This window comes from Mesorhizobium waimense (assembly GCF_003601975.1).
Lineage (GTDB): Bacteria > Pseudomonadota > Alphaproteobacteria > Rhizobiales > Rhizobiaceae > Mesorhizobium > Mesorhizobium waimense.
Map to the genome: position 1 here is coordinate 55,049 of NZ_QZWZ01000029.1, position 23,736 is coordinate 78,784.

The 23,736-nt window shown below is 64.3% G+C and carries 18 protein-coding genes; 7 read left to right on the forward strand and 11 right to left on the reverse strand.

The genetic code is table 11. The annotated features are described in order from the left end of the window. Positions 1-94 precede the first annotated feature (94 nt). Positions 95-1,621: a mannitol dehydrogenase family protein gene (locus tag D3227_RS28170; protein WP_167480885.1), complete on the forward strand. Its 1,527-nt coding sequence runs from the start codon at positions 95-97 to the stop codon at positions 1,619-1,621. 269 nt (positions 1,622-1,890) lie between these two features. On the opposite strand, the gene D3227_RS28175 is transcribed toward D3227_RS28170, so the two are convergent. The 6 genes from D3227_RS28175 to D3227_RS28200 form a co-directional block, all read right to left on the reverse strand. Next, positions 1,891-2,298 (reverse strand): F0F1 ATP synthase subunit epsilon, encoded by a 408-nt coding sequence (locus D3227_RS28175; protein ID WP_120017511.1) that lies wholly within the window; start codon positions 2,296-2,298, stop codon positions 1,891-1,893. A gap of 243 nt (positions 2,299-2,541) precedes the next feature. Then, complete coding sequence (gene atpD / locus D3227_RS28180) at positions 2,542-4,128, reverse strand: F0F1 ATP synthase subunit beta (protein ID WP_167480886.1); 1,587 nt, start codon at positions 4,126-4,128, stop codon at positions 2,542-2,544. Between the two features lie 69 nt (positions 4,129-4,197). Beyond that, positions 4,198-5,082 carry a F0F1 ATP synthase subunit gamma gene (locus tag D3227_RS28185; protein ID WP_120017512.1) on the reverse strand — a complete coding sequence of 295 codons (885 nt, stop codon included), beginning with the start codon at positions 5,080-5,082 and terminating at the stop codon, positions 4,198-4,200. Positions 5,083-5,115: 33 nt separating this feature from the next. After that, positions 5,116-6,645: a F0F1 ATP synthase subunit alpha gene (atpA, locus tag D3227_RS28190; protein WP_120017513.1), complete on the reverse strand. Its 1,530-nt coding sequence runs from the start codon at positions 6,643-6,645 to the stop codon at positions 5,116-5,118. Beyond that, entirely contained in the window at positions 6,645-7,205 is a 561-nt protein-coding gene (locus D3227_RS28195; protein ID WP_120017514.1) for a F0F1 ATP synthase subunit delta, read from the reverse strand. The genes atpA and D3227_RS28195 overlap by 1 nt, the downstream gene beginning before the upstream one ends. 235 nt (positions 7,206-7,440) lie before the next feature. Continuing rightward, positions 7,441-7,836: an AGROH133_08824 family phage infection protein gene (locus D3227_RS28200; protein ID WP_120017515.1), complete on the reverse strand. Its 396-nt coding sequence runs from the start codon at positions 7,834-7,836 to the stop codon at positions 7,441-7,443. A gap of 366 nt (positions 7,837-8,202) precedes the next feature. Between D3227_RS28200 and D3227_RS28205 the strand changes: the two genes are divergently transcribed. Next, positions 8,203-11,178 (forward strand): hypothetical protein, encoded by a 2,976-nt coding sequence (locus tag D3227_RS28205; protein WP_208646453.1) that lies wholly within the window; start codon positions 8,203-8,205, stop codon positions 11,176-11,178. Here the strand turns inward: D3227_RS28205 and D3227_RS28210 are convergent, their stop codons facing one another. Next, positions 11,179-11,874: an aspartate/glutamate racemase family protein gene (locus D3227_RS28210; protein WP_120017516.1), complete on the reverse strand. Its 696-nt coding sequence runs from the start codon at positions 11,872-11,874 to the stop codon at positions 11,179-11,181. A gap of 34 nt (positions 11,875-11,908) precedes the next feature. Continuing rightward, the gene (locus D3227_RS28215; RefSeq protein ID WP_120017517.1) at positions 11,909-14,092 is read right to left on the reverse strand and encodes a primosomal protein N'; all 2,184 of its coding nucleotides are present in this window, start codon (positions 14,090-14,092) and stop codon (positions 11,909-11,911) included. Positions 14,093-14,182: 90 nt separating this feature from the next. Here D3227_RS28215 and fsa point away from each other — a divergent pair, with 90 nt between their 5' ends. Next, positions 14,183-14,839, forward strand: coding sequence for a fructose-6-phosphate aldolase (gene fsa, locus D3227_RS28220; RefSeq protein WP_120017518.1), 657 nt, complete (start codon positions 14,183-14,185; stop codon positions 14,837-14,839). A gap of 160 nt (positions 14,840-14,999) precedes the next feature. On the opposite strand, the gene lptE is transcribed toward fsa, so the two are convergent. Continuing rightward, positions 15,000-15,575, reverse strand: coding sequence for an LPS assembly lipoprotein LptE (lptE, locus tag D3227_RS28225; RefSeq protein WP_120017519.1), 576 nt, complete (start codon positions 15,573-15,575; stop codon positions 15,000-15,002). Further along, positions 15,562-18,186, reverse strand: coding sequence for a leucine--tRNA ligase (leuS, locus tag D3227_RS28230; RefSeq protein WP_120017520.1), 2,625 nt, complete (start codon positions 18,184-18,186; stop codon positions 15,562-15,564). Before leuS ends, lptE begins: the two co-directional genes overlap by 14 nt. A 148-nt stretch (positions 18,187-18,334) precedes the next feature. On the opposite strand from leuS, the gene D3227_RS28235 reads away from it, so the two are divergent. Beyond that, the gene (locus tag D3227_RS28235; RefSeq protein WP_120017521.1) at positions 18,335-18,997 is read left to right on the forward strand and encodes a YggS family pyridoxal phosphate-dependent enzyme; all 663 of its coding nucleotides are present in this window, start codon (positions 18,335-18,337) and stop codon (positions 18,995-18,997) included. A 123-nt stretch (positions 18,998-19,120) separates the two neighbouring features. Next, entirely contained in the window at positions 19,121-20,170 is a 1,050-nt protein-coding gene (locus tag D3227_RS28240) for an aldo/keto reductase (protein WP_120017522.1), read from the forward strand. A 53-nt stretch (positions 20,171-20,223) separates the two neighbouring features. Here the strand turns inward: D3227_RS28240 and D3227_RS28245 are convergent, their stop codons facing one another. Further along, positions 20,224-21,129 carry a LysR family transcriptional regulator gene (locus D3227_RS28245; RefSeq protein WP_120017523.1) on the reverse strand — a complete coding sequence of 302 codons (906 nt, stop codon included), beginning with the start codon at positions 21,127-21,129 and terminating at the stop codon, positions 20,224-20,226. Positions 21,130-21,250: 121 nt separating this feature from the next. On the opposite strand from D3227_RS28245, the gene D3227_RS28250 reads away from it, so the two are divergent. Then, on the forward strand, positions 21,251-22,432 hold the full coding sequence (locus D3227_RS28250; protein ID WP_120017524.1) for an MFS transporter: 1,182 nt from the start codon (positions 21,251-21,253) through the stop codon (positions 22,430-22,432). 44 nt (positions 22,433-22,476) lie between these two features. Next, positions 22,477-23,511 carry an aldo/keto reductase gene (locus tag D3227_RS28255; protein WP_120017543.1) on the forward strand — a complete coding sequence of 345 codons (1,035 nt, stop codon included), beginning with the start codon at positions 22,477-22,479 and terminating at the stop codon, positions 23,509-23,511. Positions 23,512-23,736: the final 225 nt, after the last annotated feature.

The following is a 23,736-nucleotide window of genomic DNA, read 5'->3' on the forward strand; positions in this document are numbered from 1 at the left end:
TTCAACCCATTGTGTGGCAGGAATGCGGATGATACGCCGCTTGCCGACCCATCTTCGGGACGATTTAACGACGTCCGATCGGACACGCCACGCCATGACAAACAAACGCCTGTCCAACGCCACGGTGCCGCAACTGCCTGCTGCCACCGTAGTACCGTCATATGACCGCAACGGCATCGCGCCGGGCATCGTCCATCTCGGCGTCGGCGCCTTCCACCGCGCCCACCAGGCTGTCTATGTCGACGACTGCCTGGCGGCGGGCGAGACGGAGTGGGGCATTGTCGGCGTTTCCTTGCGCAGCCCCGACACGCGCGATGCGCTGGCGCCGCAAGACGGGCTCTACACGCTGGCGGTCAGGAGCAGCGGCGGCGAACAACTGCGCGTCGTCGGCTCGATCCTGTCGATGCTGGTGGCGCCGGAGGATCCCGGCGCAGTGCTGGCCGTGCTCACCGATCCGCGCACCCGCATCGTCACGCTGACGATCACCGAGAAAGCCTATCTGCGCGCAGCGGGCGGCGGGCTGGACGCCGCCCATCCCGACATTGTCCATGATCTGGCGAATCCGCATGCGCCGAAGACCGCGCATGGGTTTCTCGCCGAGGCGCTGGCGCGCCGCCGCGCCGCCGGCACGCCACCCTTCACCGTGCTTTGCTGCGACAATCTCCCGGCCAACGGCGCCACATTGCACCGGCTGCTGGTTGAGTTTGCGGCACTGCGCGATGCAGGGCTCACGAGTGATGCCCGGCTCGCCGCTTCAGGCGATGCCTCGCTCGCCGGCCACATCGCCGACGAGGTCGCCTTCCCGTCGAGCATGGTCGACCGCATTGTGCCGGCAACCACCGATGCCGACCGGACGAGGATCGCCGTTGATCTCGGCGTCGAGGACGCTTGGCCGGTGATGACCGAGCCATTCTGCCAATGGGTGATCGAGGACGATTTCCCGGCCGGCCGGCCGGCCTGGGAAAAATTCGGCGCCACCATGGTCGGCGATGTCCGGCCATTTGAAGACATGAAGCTCAGACTGCTCAACGGCTCGCATTCGGCGATCGCTTATCTCGGCCTGCTCAGCGGTCATGCGACGGTCGACCGCGCCTTCGCCGATCCGGCGATCCGGCAGTTCGTGGATGCTTTGTGGGCCGAAGCCATCCCGACGCTGCCGGAGGATGCCGGGCTCGACACAAGCGCCTATACGGCAGAGCTCACCGAGCGTTTTTCCAATACCGCTCTTGCCCACCGCACGGCGCAGATCGCCAACGATGGCAGCCAGAAACTGCCGCAGCGCATCGTCGCCTCCGCCGTCGAGTGCATCGAAGCCGGCACTGAACAGGTGCATCTCACACTGGTGGTGGCCGCTTGGATCGCCGCCTGCGCGGCGCGTGGCAAAACCTTGCCGGAAGCTCACTTTACCGATCCGCTCGACGCGGCGCTGACGCCACTCTTGCGCAAGCAACTGCCAGCGAACGAAACCGTGGCGGCAGTGTTCGACCTGGCCGGCTTCGCCAGCGACCACGCCGAACGCCAGACGCTGATCGAGCTCGTGGCCGTCCATCTCGTGCATCTGCGCCGGGACGGTCCGGTTCTGGCCTTCGCAGCGCTCGGCATAGAGAGCGATACGCCGTAGGGCGACTTGGCGCCGACTCGAATCGGATTGCGGCCTTGATAGCAGCAGCCCAAAGCATTGACGGCGGCGGGACAACTCCCCCTCTGTCCTGCCGGACATCTCCCCAACGAGGAGGTAGATCGGCGGCTCTGGTGCCGGCGCAAGTTCTGTAACGTTTGAGATTGGCGAAAGCGTAGTGACGGCCAATCTCCCCTTCTTGTGGGGGAGATGTCCGGCAAGACAAAGGCGGGCGCGAAGAATCGCTCCAGAGCACTCGTTCTGCGCCGCCCTCAGGCCGGCAGGATGGCGCCTTCCAGCGTGGTGAGCTGGCTAAGGAACTGCTCGGCCTTGCTGCGGGCCTCGTCGTCCTTGGCGTCGGCTGCGTCTTCCCTGGCTTCCTGGATGCGGCGTGCCAGGTCGGCGCGGTCGATGTCGCCGACGGCGACCGCCGATTCGGCAAGCAACGTGCAGCCGGCCGGAACGATGTCGGCAAAGCCGCCGAACACCACGTAGCGTTCTTCCTTGCCGGCGGCGGTCTTTACCGTGACGACGCCCGGCTTGATCGTGGTCATGACCGGCGCGTGGTGCGCCATGACCGTCATCTCGCCTTCGGCGCCCGGAATGACGACGGATTCGACCTGCTCGGAAACCAAGAGGCGCTCCGGCGAGACCAGTTCGAATTGGAAAGCTTCAGCCATTATTCTATCCGTTCAACCCATTCGGGCGGCACCCACACGAAATGTATGGTTGCCGATGGCTCAGAGAGCTGGTGATCTCCAACTGACCGAGTTTTTCGTGCCATTCCTCCACAGTCCACTCTCGACCGATGAGAGTGTTTAGCTCTGCGACGTCTTCTTCTGGCAAGCCCGAAAGAAACTCATCGCTGAGCCGGAGTAGTCGGACCCGATCGCCTGGAGCGTATTCGGGTCCGCTAGTGTTCATCAAGCCGCTTCGGCCGCCAGGCGCTGTGCCTTCTCGACCGCTTCCTCGATGCCGCCGACCATGTAGAAGGCAGCTTCCGGCAGGTGATCGTAGTCGCCGGCGCAAAGGCCCTTGAAGCCTTTGATGGTGTCGGCGAGGTCGACCAGCTTGCCCGGCGAACCCGTGAACACTTCGGCGACGAAGAACGGCTGCGACAGGAAGCGCTCGATCTTGCGGGCGCGGGCCACCGTCTGCTTGTCCTCTTCCGACAGCTCGTCCATGCCCAGGATGGCGATGATGTCCTGCAGCGACTTGTAGCGCTGCAGGATCGACTGCACCTGGCGGGCGACCTGGTAATGCTCTTCGCCGACGACCATCGGGTCGAGCATGCGCGAGGTCGAATCCAGCGGATCGACGGCCGGGTAGATGCCCTTTTCCGAGATCGCGCGGTTGAGCACGGTCGTCGCGTCGAGGTGGGCAAAGGACGTTGCCGGCGCCGGGTCGGTCAAGTCGTCGGCCGGCACGTAGATCGCCTGCACCGAAGTGATCGAGCCCTTGGTCGTGGTCGTGATGCGTTCCTGCAGCGCGCCCATGTCGGTTGCCAGCGTCGGCTGATAGCCCACGGCCGAAGGAATACGGCCGAGCAGCGCCGACACTTCCGAGCCCGCCTGCGTGAAGCGGAAGATGTTGTCGACGAAGAACAGCACGTCCTGGCCCTGGTCGCGGAAATATTCGGCGACGGTCAGACCGGTCAGGCCGACGCGGGCACGCGCGCCCGGCGGCTCGTTCATCTGGCCATAGACGAGTGCCGCCTTGGAACCAGCGCCGCCGCCCTTCTTGTTGACGCCGGACTCGATGAACTCGTGATAGAGGTCGTTGCCCTCGCGGGTGCGCTCGCCGACGCCGGCGAACACCGAGAAGCCGCCATGCGCCTTGGCGACGTTGTTGATCAGTTCCTGGATCAGCACCGTCTTGCCGACGCCGGCGCCGCCGAACAGGCCGATCTTGCCGCCGCGGGCGTAGGGCGCGAGCAGGTCGAGAACCTTGATGCCGGTGACCAGGATCTGCGCTTCAGTCGACTGTTCGACATAGGTCGGAGCCGGCTGGTGGATGGCGCGCATTTCGATACCGTCGACCGGGCCTTCTTCGTCGACCGGCTCGCCGATGACGTTGATGATGCGGCCGAGCATGCCCGGGCCGACCGGCACGGTGATCGGCGCGCCGGTGTCATAGACGTCCTGGCCACGGACCAGGCCTTCGGTCGAGTCCATGGCGATGCAGCGCACGGTGTTCTCGCCGAGATGCTGGGCGACCTCGAGCACGAGGCGGTTGCCGACATTGACCGTCTCCACCGCGTTCAGGATCGCCGGCAGGTGCTCGCCGAACTGCACGTCGACGACGGCGCCGATGACCTGGCGAACCTTGCCGACCGCACCAGTCTTCTTGATGGTTGCGGTTGGTGCCTTGGCCGCGGCGGCCTTGGCAGGTGCTGGCGCCTTCTTGGCCGGAGCCGCCTTCGCTGCTGCTGCCGGAGCCTTTGCCGGCGCTGCCGCCTTGGGGGCCGCCGTCTTCGAGGCTGCCTTCTGGGGGGTCGCTGCTTTCGCCATCGTCTTTGCCCTTTTTCGTCTCTTTGTTTTTCGCACGCCGGAAGGTCGATGACCTTCTTGCGAGCGTGCCTAGAGCGCCTCGGCGCCCGAAATGATTTCGATCAATTCCTTGGTGATCTGCGCCTGCCGCTGGCGGTTGTAGGTGATCGACAGTTTGTTGATCATGTCGCCGGCGTTGCGCGTCGCATTGTCCATCGCGCTCATCTTGGCGCCCATCTCGCCGGCTGCGTTTTCGAGCAGCGCGCGGAAGACCTGGACCGAGATGTTGCGCGGAATGAGGTCGGAGAGGATTTCGCCCGGCTCCGGCTCATACTCATAGACGGCATTGCCGCCAATGGTCGTCTCGGCGGCGGCCGAAGCCACGCCCGCCGGAATGATCTGCTGCGCCGTCGGGATCTGGCTGATCACCGATTTGAACTGCGAATAGAACAGCGTGCAGATGTCGAAGCTGCCCTCGTTGAAGAGGTGGATGACCTTGCGGGCGATGGCATCGGCATTGGCGAAGCCCAGCGTCCTGACCTCGCGCAGATCGACACGGTCGACGATCAGTGATGCATAGTCGCGGCGCAGGATGTCGAAGCCCTTCTTGCCGACGCAGATGATCTTGACCTGCTTGCCGTCGGCCAGGAGCCTGCGGATATGGTCGCGGGCAAGGCGGGCGATCTGCGAATTGAAGCCGCCGCACAGGCCGCGCTCGGCGGTGCAGACGACGAGCAGATGCACGTCGTCCTTGCCGGTGCCGGTCATCAGCGCCGGGGCATCGCCGCCGCCGCCGATTGCCTGGGTGATGTTGGCAAGCACCGCGCCCATCCGCTCGGAATAGGGACGTGCCGCTTCCGCCGCTTCCTGCGCACGACGCAGCTTCGCCGCGGCGACCATCTGCATCGCCTTGGTGATCTTCTGCGTCGCCTTGACCGAGGCGATACGGTTACGAAGGTCTTTTAATGAAGGCATGCTTCAAACCTGATCCCGTGCGTCCGGCTTCGTTCAAGCAAAGGTCTTGGCGAAGGCGTCGATTTCCGCCTTCAGCTTGGCGCGCAGGTCGTCCGACAGCGCCTTCTCCTTGCGGATGCCGTCGAGCACCTCCTTGCCGGCCGAACGCATGTGGCTGAGCAGCCCATGCTCGAACTTGCCGACCTGGTTGAGTGCCAGCTTGTCAAGGTAGCCGTTGACGCCGGCGAAGATCACCGCGACCTGCTCCTCGACCTTCAGTGGCGAGAACTGTGGCTGCTTCAGCAGTTCGGTCAGGCGCGAGCCGCGGTTGAGCAGGCGCTGCGTGGCAGCGTCGAGGTCGGAGCCGAACTGCGCGAAGGCCGCCATTTCGCGGTACTGCGCGAGCTCGCCCTTGATCGAGCCGGCGACCTGCTTCATCGCCTTGATCTGCGCCGACGAGCCGACGCGCGATACCGACAGGCCGACATTGACCGCCGGGCGAATGCCCTGGAAGAACAGATTGGTTTCCAGGAAGATCTGGCCGTCGGTGATCGAAATCACGTTGGTCGGGATGTAGGCCGACACGTCGTTGGCTTGGGTCTCGATGATCGGCAGCGCGGTCAGCGAACCATTGCCATTGTCGTCATTGAGCTTGGCGGCGCGCTCCAGCAGGCGAGAGTGCAGATAGAACACGTCGCCCGGATAGGCTTCGCGGCCCGGCGGGCGGCGCAGCAGCAGCGACATCTGGCGATAGGCGACGGCCTGCTTCGACAGATCGTCGTAGCTGATCAGCGCATGCATGCCGTTGTCGCGGAAATATTCGCCCATGGTGCAGCCGGCGAACGGGGCCAGGAACTGCATCGGCGCCGGATCGGAGGCGGTGGCGGCGATGATGATCGAGTAGTCGAGCGCACCGCGCTCTTCCAGCACCTTGACGAACTGCGCGACGGTCGACCGCTTCTGGCCGACGGCGACGTAGACGCAGTAGAGCTTTTCCTTCTCCGGGCCGTTGTCGTGCACCGACTTCTGGTTCAGCATCGTGTCGAGGATGATGGCGGTCTTGCCGGTCTGGCGATCGCCGATGACCAACTCGCGCTGGCCGCGGCCGACCGGGATCAGCGCGTCGATGGCCTTAAGGCCGGTCGACATTGGCTCATGCACCGACTTGCGCGGGATGATGCCGGGCGCCTTGACGTCGACGCGCTTGCGCTCGACGGCCTTGATCGGGCCCTTGCCGTCGATCGGGTTGCCGAGCGCGTCGACGACGCGGCCGAGCAGGCCCGGACCAACCGGAACGTCGACGATGGCGCCGGTGCGCTTGACGGTGTCGCCTTCCTTGATGTCGCGGTCGGCGCCGAAGATGACGACGCCGACATTGTCGGCTTCGAGGTTGAGCGCCATGCCGCGGATGCCGCCGGGGAACTCGACCATCTCGCCGGCCTGGACATTGTCGAGACCGTAGACGCGGGCGATACCGTCACCGACGGACAGCACCTGGCCGACTTCGGAGACCTCAGCCTCCTTGCCGAAATTCTTGATCTGGTCTTTCAGAATTGCGGAAATTTCCGCGGCGCGGATGTCCATCAGCCGACCTCTTTCAGTGCAAGCTTGAGCGAATTGAGTTTGGTTTTTAATGACGTATCGATCTGGCGCGAGCCCATCTTGACCACCAGTCCGCCGAGCAGCGACGGATCGACGGTGACCGTGATGGCCACATCCTTGCCGGCAACGCTCTTCAGCGCCGCCTTCAGTTCGGTCTGCTGGGCTGCGGTCAGCGCATGCGCCGACGTCACTTCAGCAGCGGCCTCGCCACGATGTTCGGCGGCGATCTGGCGGAACGCCTTGATCATACCGGGCACCGCGAACAGCCGGCGGTTCTTGGCGACGATGCGCAGGAAATTGCCGGTCAGCCCGGTGATCCCGGCCTTGTCGGCGATCGCCGCGATCGCCTTGGCCTGGTCCTCGCTGGAGAACACTGGGCTCCTGATCAGGCGCGTCAGGTCGGCGCTGCCTTCGAGCATCGCTTCGAAACTGTTGAGGTCGGCTTCGACCTTGGCAACGGAATTTGCCTGCTGGGCGAGTTCGAACAGCGAACCCGCGTAGCGTTCTGCGACAGCTGAGATTGGCGATGACGATTGGGCCACGGACCGTCTTTTCTCTTGTCTGACAGGCCGCAGATTGTTGGCGCGAGCGAGAACTCTGGCTAAATCTTTGACCTTACTGCATTTTTCCAAGCACGGAGGCGCGGCTTCCGCTATCCCCGGCCGAAAGTCGATTGCCGTCTAGCACAGGCCTTTTAAGACCGCAATGCGTCGTTCCGCATGGTTTTCAGGCACTTTTGTCGCATCCAGCGGTGGAGTTCGACCGAAGCCGTTGGATTCAAGGCAAAAAGCCGAAGACAAAGGCAAGCGGCAACGCCGCCAGCACCAGTTCCACAATGATCGACGCCCAGTTGAAAGGCGTGTTGGCGCCGTCCGACATCATCGACAGCAAGCGGCCGAAGGCGGTGAACAGCCAGGAGAAGCCGAGCGCCATGTAGAGCCATGGCTGCGCTAGCAAAATGCAGCACAGGCTGACGCCGAGGTAGAAGCCGGACATGCGGCCACGCCCTTCGGCGATCGCCGCCGCCTTCTCGGGCTTCACCTGCAGCCTGAGAATCCGGAAGGCGAGCTTCGGCGCCAGGAACAGCACGAGGCCGAGAGCCAAGGTCACGACCGCGCTCGACCATGCCAGCCACTCGCCCTGGCTTGTCGGCCATGGAAACACAAAATCCATTTGTCTCGATCCCCCTCACAGCAATGCAAGGTGCATTGAATGTCGCCGGATAGGGAAGTCAAGCGCACAACGGAGCGTCGGGGTTTCGTCACCAAAACGCAGACCTGTTTCGGCCGCACGCCGGGACCGGTTTTGCTCTCGATTCAGCCGGTATTTAAGAAAATCCTTAAGCAAGGCAGCCGCGGCGTGATTTCTTTGACAGTATTAGCAGTATGCCTTGCCCTGATGTAACGTAGGTATTATGCTTTCAACGTCCTTCTTTGCCGATTTCTTGTTTTCTCCAGCAATTTCACTTGTTTTGCAACCACTTGTGAAATCTGCGCAGATGAATTGCGGCAGGCAGGATCTCAGAATTCGGAGAAGATCATGCCAGATCTTTGTCGGACGTTGCATCTGGCCAGGATCTGGGTTGTTGCGGCAACCTTCGTTGGGATCGCGCAAGGCGCACGCGCGGACTGCATCGCCGAACGGCCGATGGCCATGGTTCCCGCCGATCCTTTGGTCTGTCAGCAGCTTGAGGCCACGATCCGCAAACCATCGGCGCTGTCCTTGGGGGATTACGAGAACAAGCTCAATCAGTATCTGGGCAGTTATTGTTATCGCAACGAAGCTGCAGGATGGGTGCACGACAAATACGTACGCCAGGCAGGACCGCGGATCGCGACCCTGGTCAACGGCGCCTGGCAAGGCGTCGACCACGGAACCCATGCGCCAGTGATGATCTGGTATTCGCCGGAAATGATGGACTGGCTTCGCAAAAATCGCTCGGCCAATGGCGAGGTCGATCACCCGCCGCCGGTTTCCGACGGCGCCATCATGGTGAAAGAGATGTTTTCGGAGCCGGCATCGGATTGCCGGACAGTCGATCCTCGCAAACTGTTCCCGACCAGCGGCGCCGCGATCATGATTCGCGATGCCGGCGCCTCTCACGACGGCTGGTTCTGGGGCTGGTATGGCTTTGGCAGCCAGAGCGGCTGGACTCCGGACTGGCCGGCTCTGCCGGCCGACAGCAACAGCATGCCGAATATGGGCTTCGGACAATACTGCATGAACTGCCATGCCTCGGCGGCCGACAATCTGACCTTTGCATCTCCCAAGAACATCGAGGGTGAGCCCGGCAAGCCACTGAACTATCTGGCGCAGGATTTCTTCAAGGGACCGCCGGCGACGACCTTGCACCAGGCCGTCGTTCTGCCGGTCAATGCCAGTCCGCGTCTTGGCGAACCGCTCTATAGCCCGGACGCCGACGTGATCGCGGCGTTAAGGGCGTATGTCCGCGAGATGCCGACCTATGAAACCGTCTCGCGGATGCCCTCCGAGACTTACGACAACACCTGGGTCGGGGCCAAAGGTCCCGATGCGTCGGATACGTTTCTGACGTCGAGCCAGTGCCTCGGCTGTCATGACGCCGGCAGCACCGGGCTCCAGTTCGACATGACCAAGCCGAACCCGCATGGCGATGGCTTGATCAATCTGTCTCCGCTGGCGACCTGGCGAACCTCGCCAATGGGGCTGGGAGGCCGCGACCCGATATTTTTCGCACAGCTGGCGAGTGAGACGCAGAGCTTCCACCCCAAAATGTCCGGCGTCGTCCAAGACGTTTGCCTCGGCTGCCACGGCATAGCCGGAGAGCGACAGTTTCACATCGACGAGAAGGCGCGCACGGGCAAATGCGAACTGTTCTCGCGCGACATGGTCGATGCGACGCCTTGGCCGGCCGACAATCCGAGCGCGGCGCACGCCAATTACGGCATGCTTGCCCGCGACGGCATCACCTGCACGTCCTGTCACCGCATGGCGCTCAACACCAAGGCCAGCGAGGCGCTTGCCGATGCGCCGCAGAACGCCTGCGTGAACGAGCGGCAAGCGCTGCTCAATCCGCATGCGAGCGGTTTTGCCAAAACCTTCACCGGCAGCTTCATGGTCGGTTCGCCCGATACGCTCATCGGCCCGTTCGAAAAGCCTGAAGTCGGGCCGATGCAAACCACCCTCGGCATAAAGCCGGTCCATGATGCCACGATCATGAGTTCGGAGGTTTGCGGAACCTGCCACACGGTTCACCTGCCGGTTCTGCAGGGCACCAACACCTTGGCGCATATCTACGAGCAGACGACCTATCCGGAATGGGCGTTCAGCGCATATCGAACCGGCAGCACGCCGGACGGTCCGCTTCCACTGGGCGCCGGCGCCACGCCGCAAAGCTGCCAGGGCTGTCACATGCCATCAAGGGAGCCGGACGGATCGCCGACGATGAGCAAGATCGCCAGCATCCAGGAAAATCTGAACTTCCCGCAGACCGAGTCCAGCAACGCACCGGATCTTTCGGTTCGTGAAGGGTTCGCTCGCCATACGCTTATCGGTCTCAACGTCTTCCTGATCAAGATGGCGCAGCAGTTTCCCGATGTCTTCGGCATCAGGACCCGCGATCCGATGATGGGCAAGAAGGCTCTTGATCCTCTCGTGCTCACCGAGCAGGCGATGCTGGACCAGGCGTCGCAGACAACCGCCACCGTCGCCGTCAGCGATATTGCCATGACCGCGGATGCGCTTGACGCCAAGGTGACGGTGAAGAACCTGGCCGGTCACAAATTTCCCTCTGGAGTGGGTTTCCGGCGCGCCTTCCTCACCTTCAGCGTGCTCGACCAGAACGGCCAGCCGCTCTGGGTCTCGGGCCGCACCAACGCCGCCGGCGTGATCACCGACGCGGATGGCAAGCCGCTCGATGGCGAACTCTGGTGGAAGGATGATTGCTCCGGCCGCATCCTCCCTGGCGAGCGGCCGCATCAGCCGCACTATCAGAAGATCACGCGACAGGATCAGGTGCAGATCTATCAGGAACTGGTGTCAACGCCGCCGGCCAATTCGCCGAACCCGATCTGCAATGCGGAGGCGAAGCCGGAAGGCGAGTTGACGACCAGCTTCCTGTCAATCTGCACCGAGGTGAAGGACAATCGGATATTGCCGGCGGGCTTCCTGCCGCTCGAAGGCCGGCGCGAAATCGCCAAGGCGCTTGGTGCGGATGAGGACCTCGCCATCGATGTCGGCACGACCGCTGTCGAAGACGATCCCGACTATGTAGCGGGCGGCAGCGACACACTGAGCTATTCGATACCACTTGCCGATTTGCCGAAGGGCACACACGCTGCCAGCGTCGAAGCGGACCTTTATTACCAGGCGACGCCTCCCTCCTATCTGCAGGACCGATTCTGCACCGCCAAGGGCCCCGACACCGATCGCCTGTATTTCCTGACCGGGCATCTCAATCTGGCCGGCACGCAAGCAGAGGGATGGAAGCTGAAAGTGGTCGGCAGCGGAAATGTCGCCGTGGCCGCCCAGCCTTGATCACTGCAGCATGAACTCGACCGCCGCCTCGGCGTGCAGGCGCGTGGTGTCGAACACCGGAATGTCGAAGTCCGGCTGGCCGATCAGCATGGTGATCTCGGTGCAACCCATGATCACGCCGTCGATCTTTTCATCGCGCCGCAAGCGGGCGACTTCGTCGATATAGGCTGCCTTCGATGGCCCGCTGACGATGCCCTGGCAGAGTTCGTCATAGATCACGCGATGCACCATGTCGCGCCCCGCCTGATGCGGCACCACCGGCTGAAGGCCGTATTTGTCGGCAAGCCGGCCCTTGTAGAAATCCTGCTCCATGGTGAAGCGGGTCGCGAGCAATGCCGGGCGCTTCACGCCGGCATCCTTGACGGCGACCGCCGTGGCATCGGCGATGTGGATCAGTGGGATGGACACCGCGGCCTGCACCTCATCGGCGAGCTTGTGCATGGTGTTGGTGCAGACCAGCAGCCCTTCCGCGCCACCCGCCTCCAGACTGCGCGCGGCGTCCACCAAAAGCACGCCGGCGCCCTGCCAGTCGCCGGCATGCTGTCGCTCGGCGATCTCGGCGAAGTCGAACGACCACAACAAGAGCTTTGCCGAATGCAGCCCGCCCAGCCGCTCGCGCACGATCTCGTTCAGTAGGCGATAGTAGATCGCCGTCGATTCCCAGCTCATGCCGCCGAGCAGGCCAAGGGTTCTCATAGCGTCGCTCCGCTGAAAGTTTACTCGATCAATCTCACAAAAAGCTCTGCGGATCGATATCGACCTGCACCCGCACCGAGCCACGCAGCTTCGGCCCTTCGGCCAGCATGGCGCGGATGAAGCCTTGCATGTCGGCGCGCCGCTCGCCCTGGATCAGCAGCCGAAAGCGATGACGTCCGCCGAGCAGCGACAGCGGCGCTTCCGCAGGCCCGAGCACGAACAGGTCGGTGGCTTGAGGCGCAGCGCGCCTGAGGCCCCGCGCATGGCCCTCCGCTTCCGCCCGCGTCACCGCGCTGACGATGACACCGGCGAGCCGGCCAAACGGCGGCAATGCCGCCCGCTCGCGCTCGGCGATCTCGCGCTGGTAAAAAGCCTCGGCATCGCCGGAGACGATCGCCCGCATCACCGGATGCTCGGGCTGGAAGGTCTGCAGCAGGCCGAGGCTCTTCTTGCCGGTGCGGCCGGCACGCCCCGTCACCTGGCTGAGCAGCTGGAAGGTGCGCTCGGCGGCGCGCGGATCGCCATTGGCAAGGCCGAGATCGGCGTCGACCACGCCGACCAGCGTCATGTTGGGGAAATTATGGCCCTTGGCGACCAGCTGCGTGCCGATGACGATGTCGGCCTCGCCATTGGCGATTGCCTCGAGTTCGAGCCGCAGCCGCCGCACCCCGCCCATCAGGTCGGACGACAAGACGATGGTGCGGGCGTCCGGGAAATGCGTAACCACCTCTTCGGCGATGCGTTCGACACCCGGCCCGCAGGCGACGAGATGGTCGAGCGTACCGCATTCCGGGCAGGCCTCTGGGCGGCGCTCATTGTGGCCGCAATGGTGGCAGACGAGCTGGCCGCGAAAGCGGTGCTCGACCAACCATGCAGAACAGACCGGGCAGCCGAAGCGATGACCGCAGACCCGGCACAGCGTCAGGGGCGCATAGCCGCGCCGGTTGAGGAACAACAGTGACTGTTCCTGCCGCTCCAGTGTCCGCTTCATCTGGTCGAGCATCAGCGGCGACAGGAAGCCGCCGCGCGCTGGCGGCGCGCGCCGCATGTCGATGGCCTTCAGGTCGGGAAGCGCGGCTTCAGCAAAGCGCCCCGAAAGCACAGCCCTGTTGTAGCGGCCCTGGCTCGCATTGACCCGGCTCTCGACCGACGGCGTCGCCGAAGCGAGCACCACCGGAAAGCCGCCAATATGGCCGCGCACCACCGCCATGTCGCGCGCATTGTAGAAGACCCGGTCCTCCTGCTTGTAGGCAGGGTCGTGTTCCTCGTCGACGACGATCAGCCCGAGATCGCGGAACGGCAGGAACAGCGCCGAGCGCGCGCCGGCGACGACGCGCACGCCGCCTTCCGCCACTTGCCGCCAGACCTTTTCGCGCATCCGCGGCGGCAGGTCGGAATGCCACTCCGCCGGCTTGGCGCCGAAACGATCCTGGAAGCGTTCGAGGAAGGCATGGGTCAGCGCGATCTCCGGCAAAAGGATCAGCACCTGCCTGCCCTTGTCGAGTGCCGCCGCCACCGCCTCGAAATAGACTTCCGTCTTGCCGGAGCCGGTGACGCCGTCGAGCAACGTGACACCAAATGCATCGGCCGACACACCGGCGCGCAGCATCACCGCCGCATCCTCCTGGTCGGGCATCAGCGCGGGCTGGGCATAGGCGGGATCGGGCGCTGCGACCACCGGTCGCGGCGGGATCATCACGGTCTCGAAAACGCCTTGCGCTCGCAACCCGTCGATGACGGTCGAGGATACGCCAGCGGCATGCGCCAGCCCCGAGCGCGTCCAGGCGAGCCCGCCTTCGGCCGTCTCCAGCACGCGTGTCCTCGCCTCCGTCATCCGGTCGGGCCGGAGCAGCGTGCGCTGCAGCCCCTCTATCCATGGCTCCGGGTCGAAGGCTTCCGGCGCCCGCAGCAGCATGCGCGCCACCATGCCGGGCGGCGACAGTGTGTACTGCGCGATCCAGTCGACGAAGCGACGCATGGCGCGGTCGATCGGCGGACAGTCGAAGACCTGCTCGATCGGTCGCAATTTCTTCGCGTCGACCTTTTCGACAACACCATCCCAGACGATGCCGGCAACCTGGCGCGGCCCCAGCGGCACGCGCACGATCGAGCCCGGCACCACGCGCATGCCGATCGGCACGGCGTATGTGTAGGGCCGATCGGCGGGCATCGGCACCAGCACGGACGCGGCTGCGACAAAGGGCGAATCTTCTTCCATGAGGCGTGACCTTGCCCCGACTTTGGTCTAGAGCAAAGACCGACCCCGAAAGTGCATGCCATGCACATAAAAATCTTCAGGAGACCCGTCATGAAATTTTTTGTCGACACCGCCGATGTCAAGGAAATCCGTGAGCTGAACGATCTCGGCCTGCTCGACGGCGTCACCACCAACCCCTCGCTGATCCTGAAGTCCGGCGGCAAGATTTCCGAGGTCACCAAGCAGATCTGCGATATCGTCGACGGCCCGGTCTCGGCCGAAGTCGTGGCCACCGAATTCAAGGACATGATGGCCGAGGCCGAGGTGCTGGCCAAGATTGCCGACAATGTCTGCATAAAGGTGCCGCTGACGCTGGACGGGTTGAAGGCCTGCAAGACGATCCGCACGCAGATGAACCGCATGGTCAACGTGACGCTCTGCTTCTCCGCCAACCAGGCGCTGCTGGCCGCCAAGGCCGGCGCCTCCTTCATCTCGCCTTTCGTCGGCCGCATCGACGACACCGGCTCGGACGGCATGGAGCTGATCCAGGAGATCCGGCAGATCTACGACAATTACGATTTCCAGACCGAGATCCTGACCGCGTCGGTGCGCACCGTGAACCACGTCAAGCAGGCCGCGCTGATCGGCGCCGACGTCATCACCGCGCCGCCGGCGACGCTGAAGGCGCTGGTCAAGCACCCGCTAACCGACAAGGGCCTCGAGCAGTTCCTCGCCGACTGGGCCAAGACCGGCCAAAAGATCGGCTGATATCAGGCATCCGCATCAAACGAAAAAAGGCCGGGCAACCGGCCTTTTTTGTTTGCGAGCAACGCTCAGAGACCGTGTCAAAATTCGCTCTTGCGAGTCATATGGGAAGCGCGGAAAACGCCCCCAGATGGCCGCCAGAGTAGAATTTCCAAACGGTCTCTCAGGCCTTCTTGCCGTGCTTGACCAGATCCTGGGCGACCGAAAGCCGCAGCAGTTCCGCCAGTTCGCGCGCGGCGCGGTTTTCGGCGTCGAGTTGCGCCCGGTAGGAGGCGTATTCCTGGGTTGGCCTGTCAAACGATGAAGGCACCGAGCGTTTGCCGGTTGCGATCACCGCGCCGGTCTTGGCGTCGGTCAGCACATAGTTCGCGGTCAGCGTCACCGTGCCGGCCGTCGGTTCGTCCTCGTCGGTCTGGATCTGCACAATGGCCGCCGATTCGACCAGTTCGCTGACGCCGAGATCGAGCGTATAGACCGGCGAAGCCGGCTCGCCAGCGCCCTGGCCAAGGCCGAAGATCAGATTGTTACGCACCTGCTGGGCGTAGCGGGTCTTGACCGGCTTGATCGAGATCGACGCCAATTCGGCGGCCGCGCCGACAGTCGAGCCGGCAGTGAGCGGCGCGTTCGAATAGAGCGGACGCACCGTGCAGGCCGAAACCAGCGCGGCCGAGGCGACCAGGCCGCACAGTGCTGCACGGCGCAGCAAACGCGTCGTCTTTCCGAGATCAGGCAACGACATTGACGATCCTCTGCGGCACGATGATCACCTTGCGGGGCGCCTTACCTTCGAGCGCTTTCTGTACGAAGTCGAGGGCCAGAACCGCTTTTTCGACGGCACCTTGGTCCGCGTCGCGGGCAATTGTCAAATCGCCGCGCTTCTTGCCGTTGACCTGGACCGGCAGCACGATCTCGTTGTCGACGACCAGCGCCGGATCGTAGACAGGCCAAGGCCGTTCGGCGACCATATCGGTGCCGCCGAGTGTCTCCCAGCACTCCTCGGCCAGATGCGGCATGACCGGCGCGACCAGGTGCACCAGTACCTCCACCGCCTGCCGGCAGGCGCCTTTCAGTGCCGGATCGGCCTTTCCTTCGGCCACTTCGTTGAGCGGCGTGGTCAAGGCATTGGCGAGCTCGTAGACGCGGGCGATGGCGCGGTTGAAGGCGAGCTTCTCGATGTCCTCGCCGACCGCCTTCAGGATCTTGTGCGCGACCTTGGAAACAGCGCCGGCCTCGCCCTCCCGCGCCGCCGCCGGCTGGGTGCCGGCCAGCGATTCGGCGGCCGTCGACACTAGGCGCCAGACGCGCTGGACGAAGCGGTGCGTGCCGGCCGCGCCATCGTCGGTCCATTCGACGTCGCGATCGGGCGGCGAATCCGACAGCATGAACCAGCGCGCGGTGTCGGCGCCGTAGCCGTCGGTGATCTCTTCCGGGCTCACCGTGTTCTTCTTCGACTTCGACATCTTCTCCAGCGGGCCGATGACGGCCTCATCGCCGGTGGCGATCTCGATGGCCCGTCGCTTGCCGTCGACGTCCTCGAGCCTGACCTCGCCGGGCGACAGCCAGCGGCCGTTGGACGCGCTGCCGACGCGATAGGTCTCGTGCACCACCATGCCTTGCGTAAACAGGCCCTTGAACGGCTCGGCCAGGTCGAGATGGCCGGTTTCGCGCATGGCGCGGGTGAAGAAGCGCGAATATAGCAAATGCAGGATCGCGTGCTCGATGCCGCCAATATATTGATCGACCGCCAGCCATTCATTGGCCGCCCGGGGATCGGTCGGATCGTTGGCCCAGGGCGCGGTGAAGCGGGCGAAGTACCACGACGAATCGACGAACGTGTCCATCGTGTCGGTCTCGCGCCGTGCCGCCTTGCCGCATTGCGGGCAGTTGACGTGACGCCAGGTCGGGTGGCGGTCGAGCGGGTTGCCCGGCCGGTCGAACTCGATGTCGTCGGGCAGCTTGACCGGCAGGTCGGCCTTCGGCACCGGCACCACGCCGCAATCCTCGCAATGGATCATCGGGATCGGGCAGCCCCAGTAACGCTGGCGCGAAATGCCCCAGTCGCGCAGGCGGAAATTCACCTTGCGCTCCGCCATCGGCCGGTTGCCTATGGTTTTTTGCTCGAGCAGCTTGGCGACCTCGTCGAACGCCTTCTCTGGCGTCATGCCGTCGAGGAAGCGCGAATTGATCATCACGCCGTCGCCGTCATAGGCTTCGTCGATGATCTGGAAGGTTTTCGCATCGGCTTCTTCCGGCATCACCACCGGCACCACCGGCAGGCCGTATTTGTTGGCGAAGTCGAGGTCGCGCTGGTCGCCGGACGGGCAGCCGAAGATGGCGCCGGTGCCGTATTCCATCAGCACGAAATTGGCGACGTAGACCGGCAGCGTCCAGTTGTCGTCGAACGGATGGACGACGCGGATGCCGGTGTCGAAACCCTTCTTCTCGGCCGTCTCCAAAGCTGCCACCGAGGTGCCCATGTGGCGGACCTCCTCGATGAACTTGGCCAAAGCCGGATTGTCTTCGGCAGCCTTCTTGGCCAGCGGATGATCGGCGGCGACGGCCATGAACGACGCACCGAAGATGGTGTCGGGCCTGGTCGTATAGACTTCCAGCTCATGCTCGCCGGCAATAGGCGCGGCCAGCGGCCAGCGGATCAGCAGCCCTTCCGAGCGGCCGATCCAGTTGTGCTGCATCAGCTTGACCTTCTCCGGCCACTCGTCGAGGCCTTCGAGCGAATCCAGCAGGTCCTGCGCATAGTCGGTGATCTTGAAGAACCACTGCGTCAGCTCACGCTGTTCGACCAGCGCGCCCGAACGCCAGCCGCGGCCGTCGATCACCTGCTCGTTGGCGAGCACGGTCATGTCCTCCGGGTCCCAATTGACCTTGGAGGATTTGCGCGTCACCAGCCCCTTGTCGACAAAGTCGAGGAACAGCATCTGCTGGCGGTGGTAGTAGTCGACGTCGCAAGTGGCGAATTCGCGCGCCCAATCCAGCGACAGGCCCATGACCTTGAGCTGCTCGCGCATGGTGGCGATGTTCTCATAGGTCCAGTCCTTGGGATGGACCTTGTTCTGCATCGCCGCGTTTTCGGCCGGCATGCCGAAGGCGTCCCAGCCCATCGGGTGCAGCACGCTGAACCCCTTGGCCCGCTTGTAGCGCGCCACCACGTCGCCCATCGTGTAGTTGCGGGTGTGACCGATATGGATCTTCCCCGACGGATACGGGAACATCTCCAGCACGTAGTATTTCGGGCGCGGGTCGTTGTTATCAGCTTCGAACAGCTTCTTGGCGTCCCAGGCCTGCTGCCATTTGGGCTCTGACGCGCGCGGATTGTATCGTTCGGTTGCCATCGGATGTTTTTCACTTAAAAGCAGGCACGTGCCACCGGACAATGGCCGGCGGCCAGGGAAAATGTCGTCGCGGTGTTCACCATGGATTGCCGGACCCGTCAACTGCGACGATCCGGCCGAGAACGATAAAGACAGGCAGGATATAGGCATGGCGAGCGCTGTCGAACAGCTTTTCACGGTCAAGACGAGGATCGCCGCCGCCGAGCGCGAGGCCGGCCGTGCAGCCGGCACTGTGACGCTGGTCGCGGTGTCGAAAACCTTCCAAGCCGCCGATATCCGCCCGGTGATCGAGGCCGGCCAGCGCCTCTTCGGCGAGAACCGCGTGCAGGAAGCGCAGGCCAAATGGCCGGCTCTCAGGGATGAGTTCACCGACATCGAACTGCACCTGATCGGTCCGCTACAGTCGAACAAGGCGAAGGAAGCAGTCGCCCTGTTCGACGTCATCGAGACGCTCGATCGCGAGAAGATAGCCGCCGAGCTGGCGAGGGAGATCGCCCGGCAGGGCCGGTCACTAAGGCTCTACGTGCAGGTCAACACCGGCTCGGAGCCGCAGAAAGCGGGCATCGAGCCGCGCGAGGCCGTCGCCTTCGTCGCCCGCTGCCGCGATGTCCACGGCCTCGCCATCGAAGGCCTGATGTGCATCCCGCCGGCCGACGAGAACCCTGGCCCGCATTTCGCGCTGCTGGAAAAGCTCGGCATGGCGGCCGGCGTCGCAAAACTGTCGATGGGCATGTCCGGCGATTACGAGACGGCCATCGCCTTCGGAGCGACCAGCGTCAGGGTCGGCTCGGCAATCTTCGGCAGCCGCTGAGGCGCTTGCCAGTACCGACGGGACCAGATGGCCAACTTTCGACCGTCATTTGCACTAGCGCTTGAAACGGAACGTGCCGTTCCTATTTTCCGGACGTCATCACCAACCTCCCGGAGCCGCACCATGCGCTACAACCAACTTGGAAACACGGGGATGTTCGTCTCCGAACTTTGCCTCGGCACCATGACCTTCGGCGCCGCCGGCGAAAACGCCCAATGGGGCCTGATCGCCAGCCTGAACCAGAAGGGCGTCGACGACATCGTCGGCCGGTCCATTGCTGCCGGCGTCAATTTCTTCGACACGGCCGACGTCTATTCGTTCGGTGAGTCCGAAAAACTGCTGGGACAGTCGCTGAAAAATCTCGGCGTCAATAGGTCGGACGTGGTCATCGCCACCAAGGTCCACGGCGCCATGGGCAGCGGTCCGAACCAGCGCGGCTCCTCGCGCGGCCATATCATGGACTCGGTCGACGCCAGCCTCGAGCGTCTGCAGCTCGACCATATCGACCTCTACCAGCTGCACGGCACCGATGCGGTGACGCCGATCGACGAGACGCTGCGCGCGCTCGACGATCTCGTCTCCAGCGGCAAGGTGCGTTACGTCGGCGTCTCCAACTGGCAGGCCTGGCGCATCGCCAAGGCGCTGGGCATTGCCGAACGTAGAGGCTCTGCCCGCTTCGAGACCGTGCAATCCTATTATTCGATCGCCGGACGCGACCTCGAGCGCGAGATCGTGCCGCTGCTCAACGAGGAAAAGCTCGGCCTGATGGTGTGGTCGCCAATGGCCGGCGGCCTGCTCTCCGGCAAGTACGGTCCGGGCGCGCCAGGCAATGGCGAGGGCCGCCGCGCCTCCTTCAATTTCCCGCCGGTCAACGAGGACCGTGCCTGGGCCGCCGTCGCCGTCATGCGCGAGATAGCCGGGAAGCACGGCGTCAGCGTCGCCACTGTGGCGCTCGGCTATGTGCTGGCAAAACCCTTCGTGATGAGTGTCATCATCGGCGCCAGCCGCACGGAGCAGCTCGAGCAGAACCTTGCCGCGACAGAGCTGAAGCTCGACGCCGACGATCTCGCCAAACTGGACGAGGTCAGCGCCCTGCCGGCCGAATATCCCGGCTGGATGTTGGAGCGGCAGGCCGCCGGCCGGCGCCCGGCGCCGTTCGCACCGAAGACGTAAGCAATGGCCATCCCAAGCTGACCGTTCGGGAGCCGCTGGCTCCCGAATGTCTTTCAGAGCCGCACGGTCTCGACCAGAAAATCGAGAAAGGCCCGCACCCGCGCCGGCAGGTGCTTGCCCTGCCCAACATAGACGGCGTGCGTCAGCTCCTCGTCGCCGGGATTGAATGCCTCCAGCAATGGCACCAGCCGACCGGCGGCGATGTCGGCCGCTACATGCCAGCGCGCCAGCCGGGCGATGCCCGCGCCGGCAAGCACAATCAGCCGCATCGCTTCGCCATCGCTGACCAGCGCGTTTCCGGTGGTCGGGACCACTGTCGACCGGCCCGCCTTGTCGGCAAAGGGCCAGCCGTCGATATGGCGCGCGAAGCGAAAGCCCATCCGGTTGTGGCGATCAAGATCGGCAGGCGTCCGGGGCGTGCCACGCGCGTCGAGATAGGACGGTGCAGCGACCACGACTGTCCGGCTTTGCCCGAGCTTGCGTGCCACCAGCCGCGATTCACCGAGCGGGCCGGCGCGGATGGCGACATCGGCGCGCTCCTCCATCAGGTCGATGACATGGTCGGTCAGGACAAGGTCGACCGAAATCTCGGGATAGCGTTCGAGGAAGCGCGGCAGCAGCGGAATCAGCCGGTGCTGGCCGAAGGGCACGTAGCTGTTGACCCGCAGCAGGCCGCGCGGCGCTGCCCCTGCCGCCGCTTCGCGCTCGGCCGCCGCCATGTCGGCAAGGATACGCACGCCGCTGTCATGGAAGGCGATGCCCTCCGGTGTGAGCTGCAGCCGTCGCGTCGAGCGGATGACGAGGCGCGCGCCAAGCCGCGCCTCCAGCCGCGCGATCAGCTTGCTTACCGCCGATGGCGTCATCCGCAATGCCCGCGCCGCGGCCGAAAAGCTGCCCGCCTCGACGACGCGGACGAACACTTCGATCTCGCCGGAACGGTTTGTCTCTTGTCTCGCCATTCGTGAATCTATTTCACAGAAAGTATGCCCCGAGCAAGGCTGGTTCACAGTTGGTTGCGACACGATCTTCCTGGTCGGGACGCGCGACAGACGTCCTTCCGCGACCAACAGGACGACCGCCATGCCTCTTGCTCTCTATGCCCTTGCTGCCGGCGCCTTCGGCATTGGCGTCACCGAATTCGTCATCATGGGCCTGCTCATCGACGTCAGCACCGATCTCGGTGTCTCGATCTCGGCCGCCGGCCAGCTCATTTCCGGCTATGCGCTGGGCGTCGTCATCGGCGCGCCACTCCTGACCATCGCCACCGGCCGCTGGCCGAGCAAGACCGTGCTTCTGGCGCTGATAGCGATCTTCACCGTGGGCAATCTCGCCTGCGCCTTAGCCCCCGACTACTGGACGCTGATGGGCGCCCGCGCGCTTACCGCCTTTGCCCACGGCACCTTCTTCGGCGTCGGCTCGGTGGTGGCGACCGGGCTGGTCGCGCCCAACAAAAAGGCATCGGCGATCGCGCTGATGTTCACCGGCCTCACCATCGCCAACATCCTCGGCGTGCCCTTCGGCACCTGGCTCGGCCAGGCTTTTGGGTGGCGCGCGACCTTCTTCGCGGTGACTCTGGTCGGGCTCGCCGCCTTCGCCATCATTCTCCTACTGGTGCCGCGCAGGCAGGCGGCACCTGAGGCGAGCAACTTGCGCGCTGATCTCGCCGTGCTCGGCCGCGCCCCTGTCCTGCTCGGCTTCGCCACCACCGTGCTTGGCTATGCCGGCGTCTTTGCCGTCTTCACCTACATCGCCCCCTTGCTCACCGAGATCAGCGGCTTTGGCGAAGCGGCGGTGTCGCCGATCCTGCTCGTCTTCGGCGGCGGCCTCATCGCCGGCAATCTCATCGGCGGCAAGGCAGCCGATCGCTGGCTGGTGCCGTCCGTGCTCGGTAGTCTCGTCGTGCTGGCGCTGGTGCTCGTCACGATGACCTTGGCCCTGCACAGCCAGGTGCTGGCCGTCCTCTATGTCGGCTTGCTCGGCGCCGCCGCCTTCGCCACCGTCGCCCCACTGCAGATGTGGGTGCTGGAAAAGGCCGAAGGCGCGGGACAGAGCCTCGCTTCCTCCTTCAACATCGCCGCCTTCAATCTCGGCAATGCCGCCGGCGCCTGGCTGGGCGGCATAGTTATCACCCACGGCCCCGGCCTCGGCGCCATTACCTGGGTCGCGGCGTTGCTGCCGATCTCGGCGCTCACCGTGGCCGCACTGGCGCTGCGCCTCGATCGCAACCCGGCGCTCGGCAAACCGGCGTCCGCCCGCTCGTGACGATCCTCGAACAACACCCCTTCGACCTCACAAGGAGCAAAAAGATGGACTATCGACACCTTGGCGCATCGGGCCTGAAGGTTCCCGTGCTTTCATTCGGCGCCGGCACCTTCGGCGGCTCGGGACCGCTGTTCGGCGCCTGGGGCAACAGCGACGCCAAGGAAGCGCGGCGGCTGGTCGACATCTGCCTCGAGGCCGGCGTCAATCTTTTCGACACCGCCGATGTCTATTCGAACGGCGCTTCCGAGGAGGTGCTGGGTGCGGCCGTCAAGGGCCGCCGCGACGCGGTGTTGATCTCGACCAAGACTTCTTTGCCGATGGGCGATGGACCAGCCGACTACGGTTCCTCGCGATCGCGGCTGATCAGGGCGGTGGAGGACGCGCTGAGGCGTCTCGGCACCGACTACATCGATCTCCTGCAACTCCACGCCTTCGACGCCGCAACGCCGATCGAGGAGGTGTTGTCGACGCTGGACGAGCTCGTGCGCGCCGGCAAGCTGCGCTATGTCGGCGTCTCCAATTTCTCCGGCTGGCAGGTGATGAAGTCGCTCGGCCTCGCCGACAGGCGCGGCTATCCGCGCTACGTCGCCCATCAGGTCTATTATTCGCTGGTCGGGCGCGACTATGAATGGGAACTGATGCCGCTCGGCCTCGACCAGGGCGTCGGCGCGCTGGTGTGGAGCCCGCTCGGCTGGGGCCGTTTGACCGGCAAGATCCGCCGCGGTCAGCCTTTGCCGGAAAAGAGCCGGCTGCACGACACCGCGAGCTTCGGACCGCCGGTCGAGGACGAGCATCTCTATCGGGTAGTCGATGCGCTGGAGGCTGTCGCCGGCGAAACCGGCAAGACCGTGCCGCAGATTGCCATCAACTGGCTGCTACAACGTCCGACCGTTTCCTCCGTCATCATCGGCGCGCGTAACGAAGAGCAGCTGCGCCAGAACCTCGGCGCCGTCGGCTGGACGCTCACCTCCGAGCAGATGAAGAGGCTCGATGCCGCAAGCGAAGTCACCGCGCCCTACCCCTATTTCCCCTATTGGCGCCAGGAAGGTTTCGCCCGGCTAAACCCACCGGCGGTGTGATACTCCGGGTCGGTGGGCCGCGAAAAGCGGCCTGACGAGCCTCTTGGATCGGCCGCCATTCACCGATGACCAGCCGGGGCTGGTCCCGGATTGCCGGAGATCCAAACATCAGAGGCCGCCGCCATTCTCGACCGGGTGGTGTCTCATTTGACGGTGATCGACCCGCGTCACGGCCTTGCGGGCCAGCGTCTGGAGCTGGTTTCGTCCCGTTCTGCGCGCGGTCCG

What these genes read in the sequence shown, in the direction of transcription:
- D3227_RS28170 (WP_167480885.1), top strand. Translation starts at nt 95, where the DNA reads ATGACAAACAAACGCCTGTCCAACGCCACGGTGCCGCAACTGCCTGCT.
- D3227_RS28175 (WP_120017511.1), bottom strand. Translation starts at nt 2,298, where the DNA reads ATGGCTGAAGCTTTCCAATTCGAACTGGTCTCGCCGGAGCGCCTCTTG.
- atpD (WP_167480886.1), bottom strand. Translation starts at nt 4,128, where the DNA reads ATGGCGAAAGCAGCGACCCCCCAGAAGGCAGCCTCGAAGACGGCGGCC.
- D3227_RS28185 (WP_120017512.1), bottom strand. Translation starts at nt 5,082, where the DNA reads ATGCCTTCATTAAAAGACCTTCGTAACCGTATCGCCTCGGTCAAGGCG.
- atpA (WP_120017513.1), bottom strand. Translation starts at nt 6,645, where the DNA reads ATGGACATCCGCGCCGCGGAAATTTCCGCAATTCTGAAAGACCAGATC.
- D3227_RS28200 (WP_120017515.1), bottom strand. Translation starts at nt 7,836, where the DNA reads ATGGATTTTGTGTTTCCATGGCCGACAAGCCAGGGCGAGTGGCTGGCA.
- D3227_RS28205 (WP_208646453.1), top strand. Translation starts at nt 8,203, where the DNA reads ATGCCAGATCTTTGTCGGACGTTGCATCTGGCCAGGATCTGGGTTGTT.
- D3227_RS28210 (WP_120017516.1), bottom strand. Translation starts at nt 11,874, where the DNA reads ATGAGAACCCTTGGCCTGCTCGGCGGCATGAGCTGGGAATCGACGGCG.
- D3227_RS28215 (WP_120017517.1), bottom strand. Translation starts at nt 14,092, where the DNA reads ATGGAAGAAGATTCGCCCTTTGTCGCAGCCGCGTCCGTGCTGGTGCCG.
- fsa (WP_120017518.1), top strand. Translation starts at nt 14,183, where the DNA reads ATGAAATTTTTTGTCGACACCGCCGATGTCAAGGAAATCCGTGAGCTG.
- lptE (WP_120017519.1), bottom strand. Translation starts at nt 15,575, where the DNA reads ATGTCGTTGCCTGATCTCGGAAAGACGACGCGTTTGCTGCGCCGTGCA.
- leuS (WP_120017520.1), bottom strand. Translation starts at nt 18,186, where the DNA reads ATGGCAACCGAACGATACAATCCGCGCGCGTCAGAGCCCAAATGGCAG.
- D3227_RS28235 (WP_120017521.1), top strand. Translation starts at nt 18,335, where the DNA reads ATGGCGAGCGCTGTCGAACAGCTTTTCACGGTCAAGACGAGGATCGCC.
- D3227_RS28240 (WP_120017522.1), top strand. Translation starts at nt 19,121, where the DNA reads ATGCGCTACAACCAACTTGGAAACACGGGGATGTTCGTCTCCGAACTT.
- D3227_RS28245 (WP_120017523.1), bottom strand. Translation starts at nt 21,129, where the DNA reads ATGGCGAGACAAGAGACAAACCGTTCCGGCGAGATCGAAGTGTTCGTC.
- D3227_RS28250 (WP_120017524.1), top strand. Translation starts at nt 21,251, where the DNA reads ATGCCTCTTGCTCTCTATGCCCTTGCTGCCGGCGCCTTCGGCATTGGC.
- D3227_RS28255 (WP_120017543.1), top strand. Translation starts at nt 22,477, where the DNA reads ATGGACTATCGACACCTTGGCGCATCGGGCCTGAAGGTTCCCGTGCTT.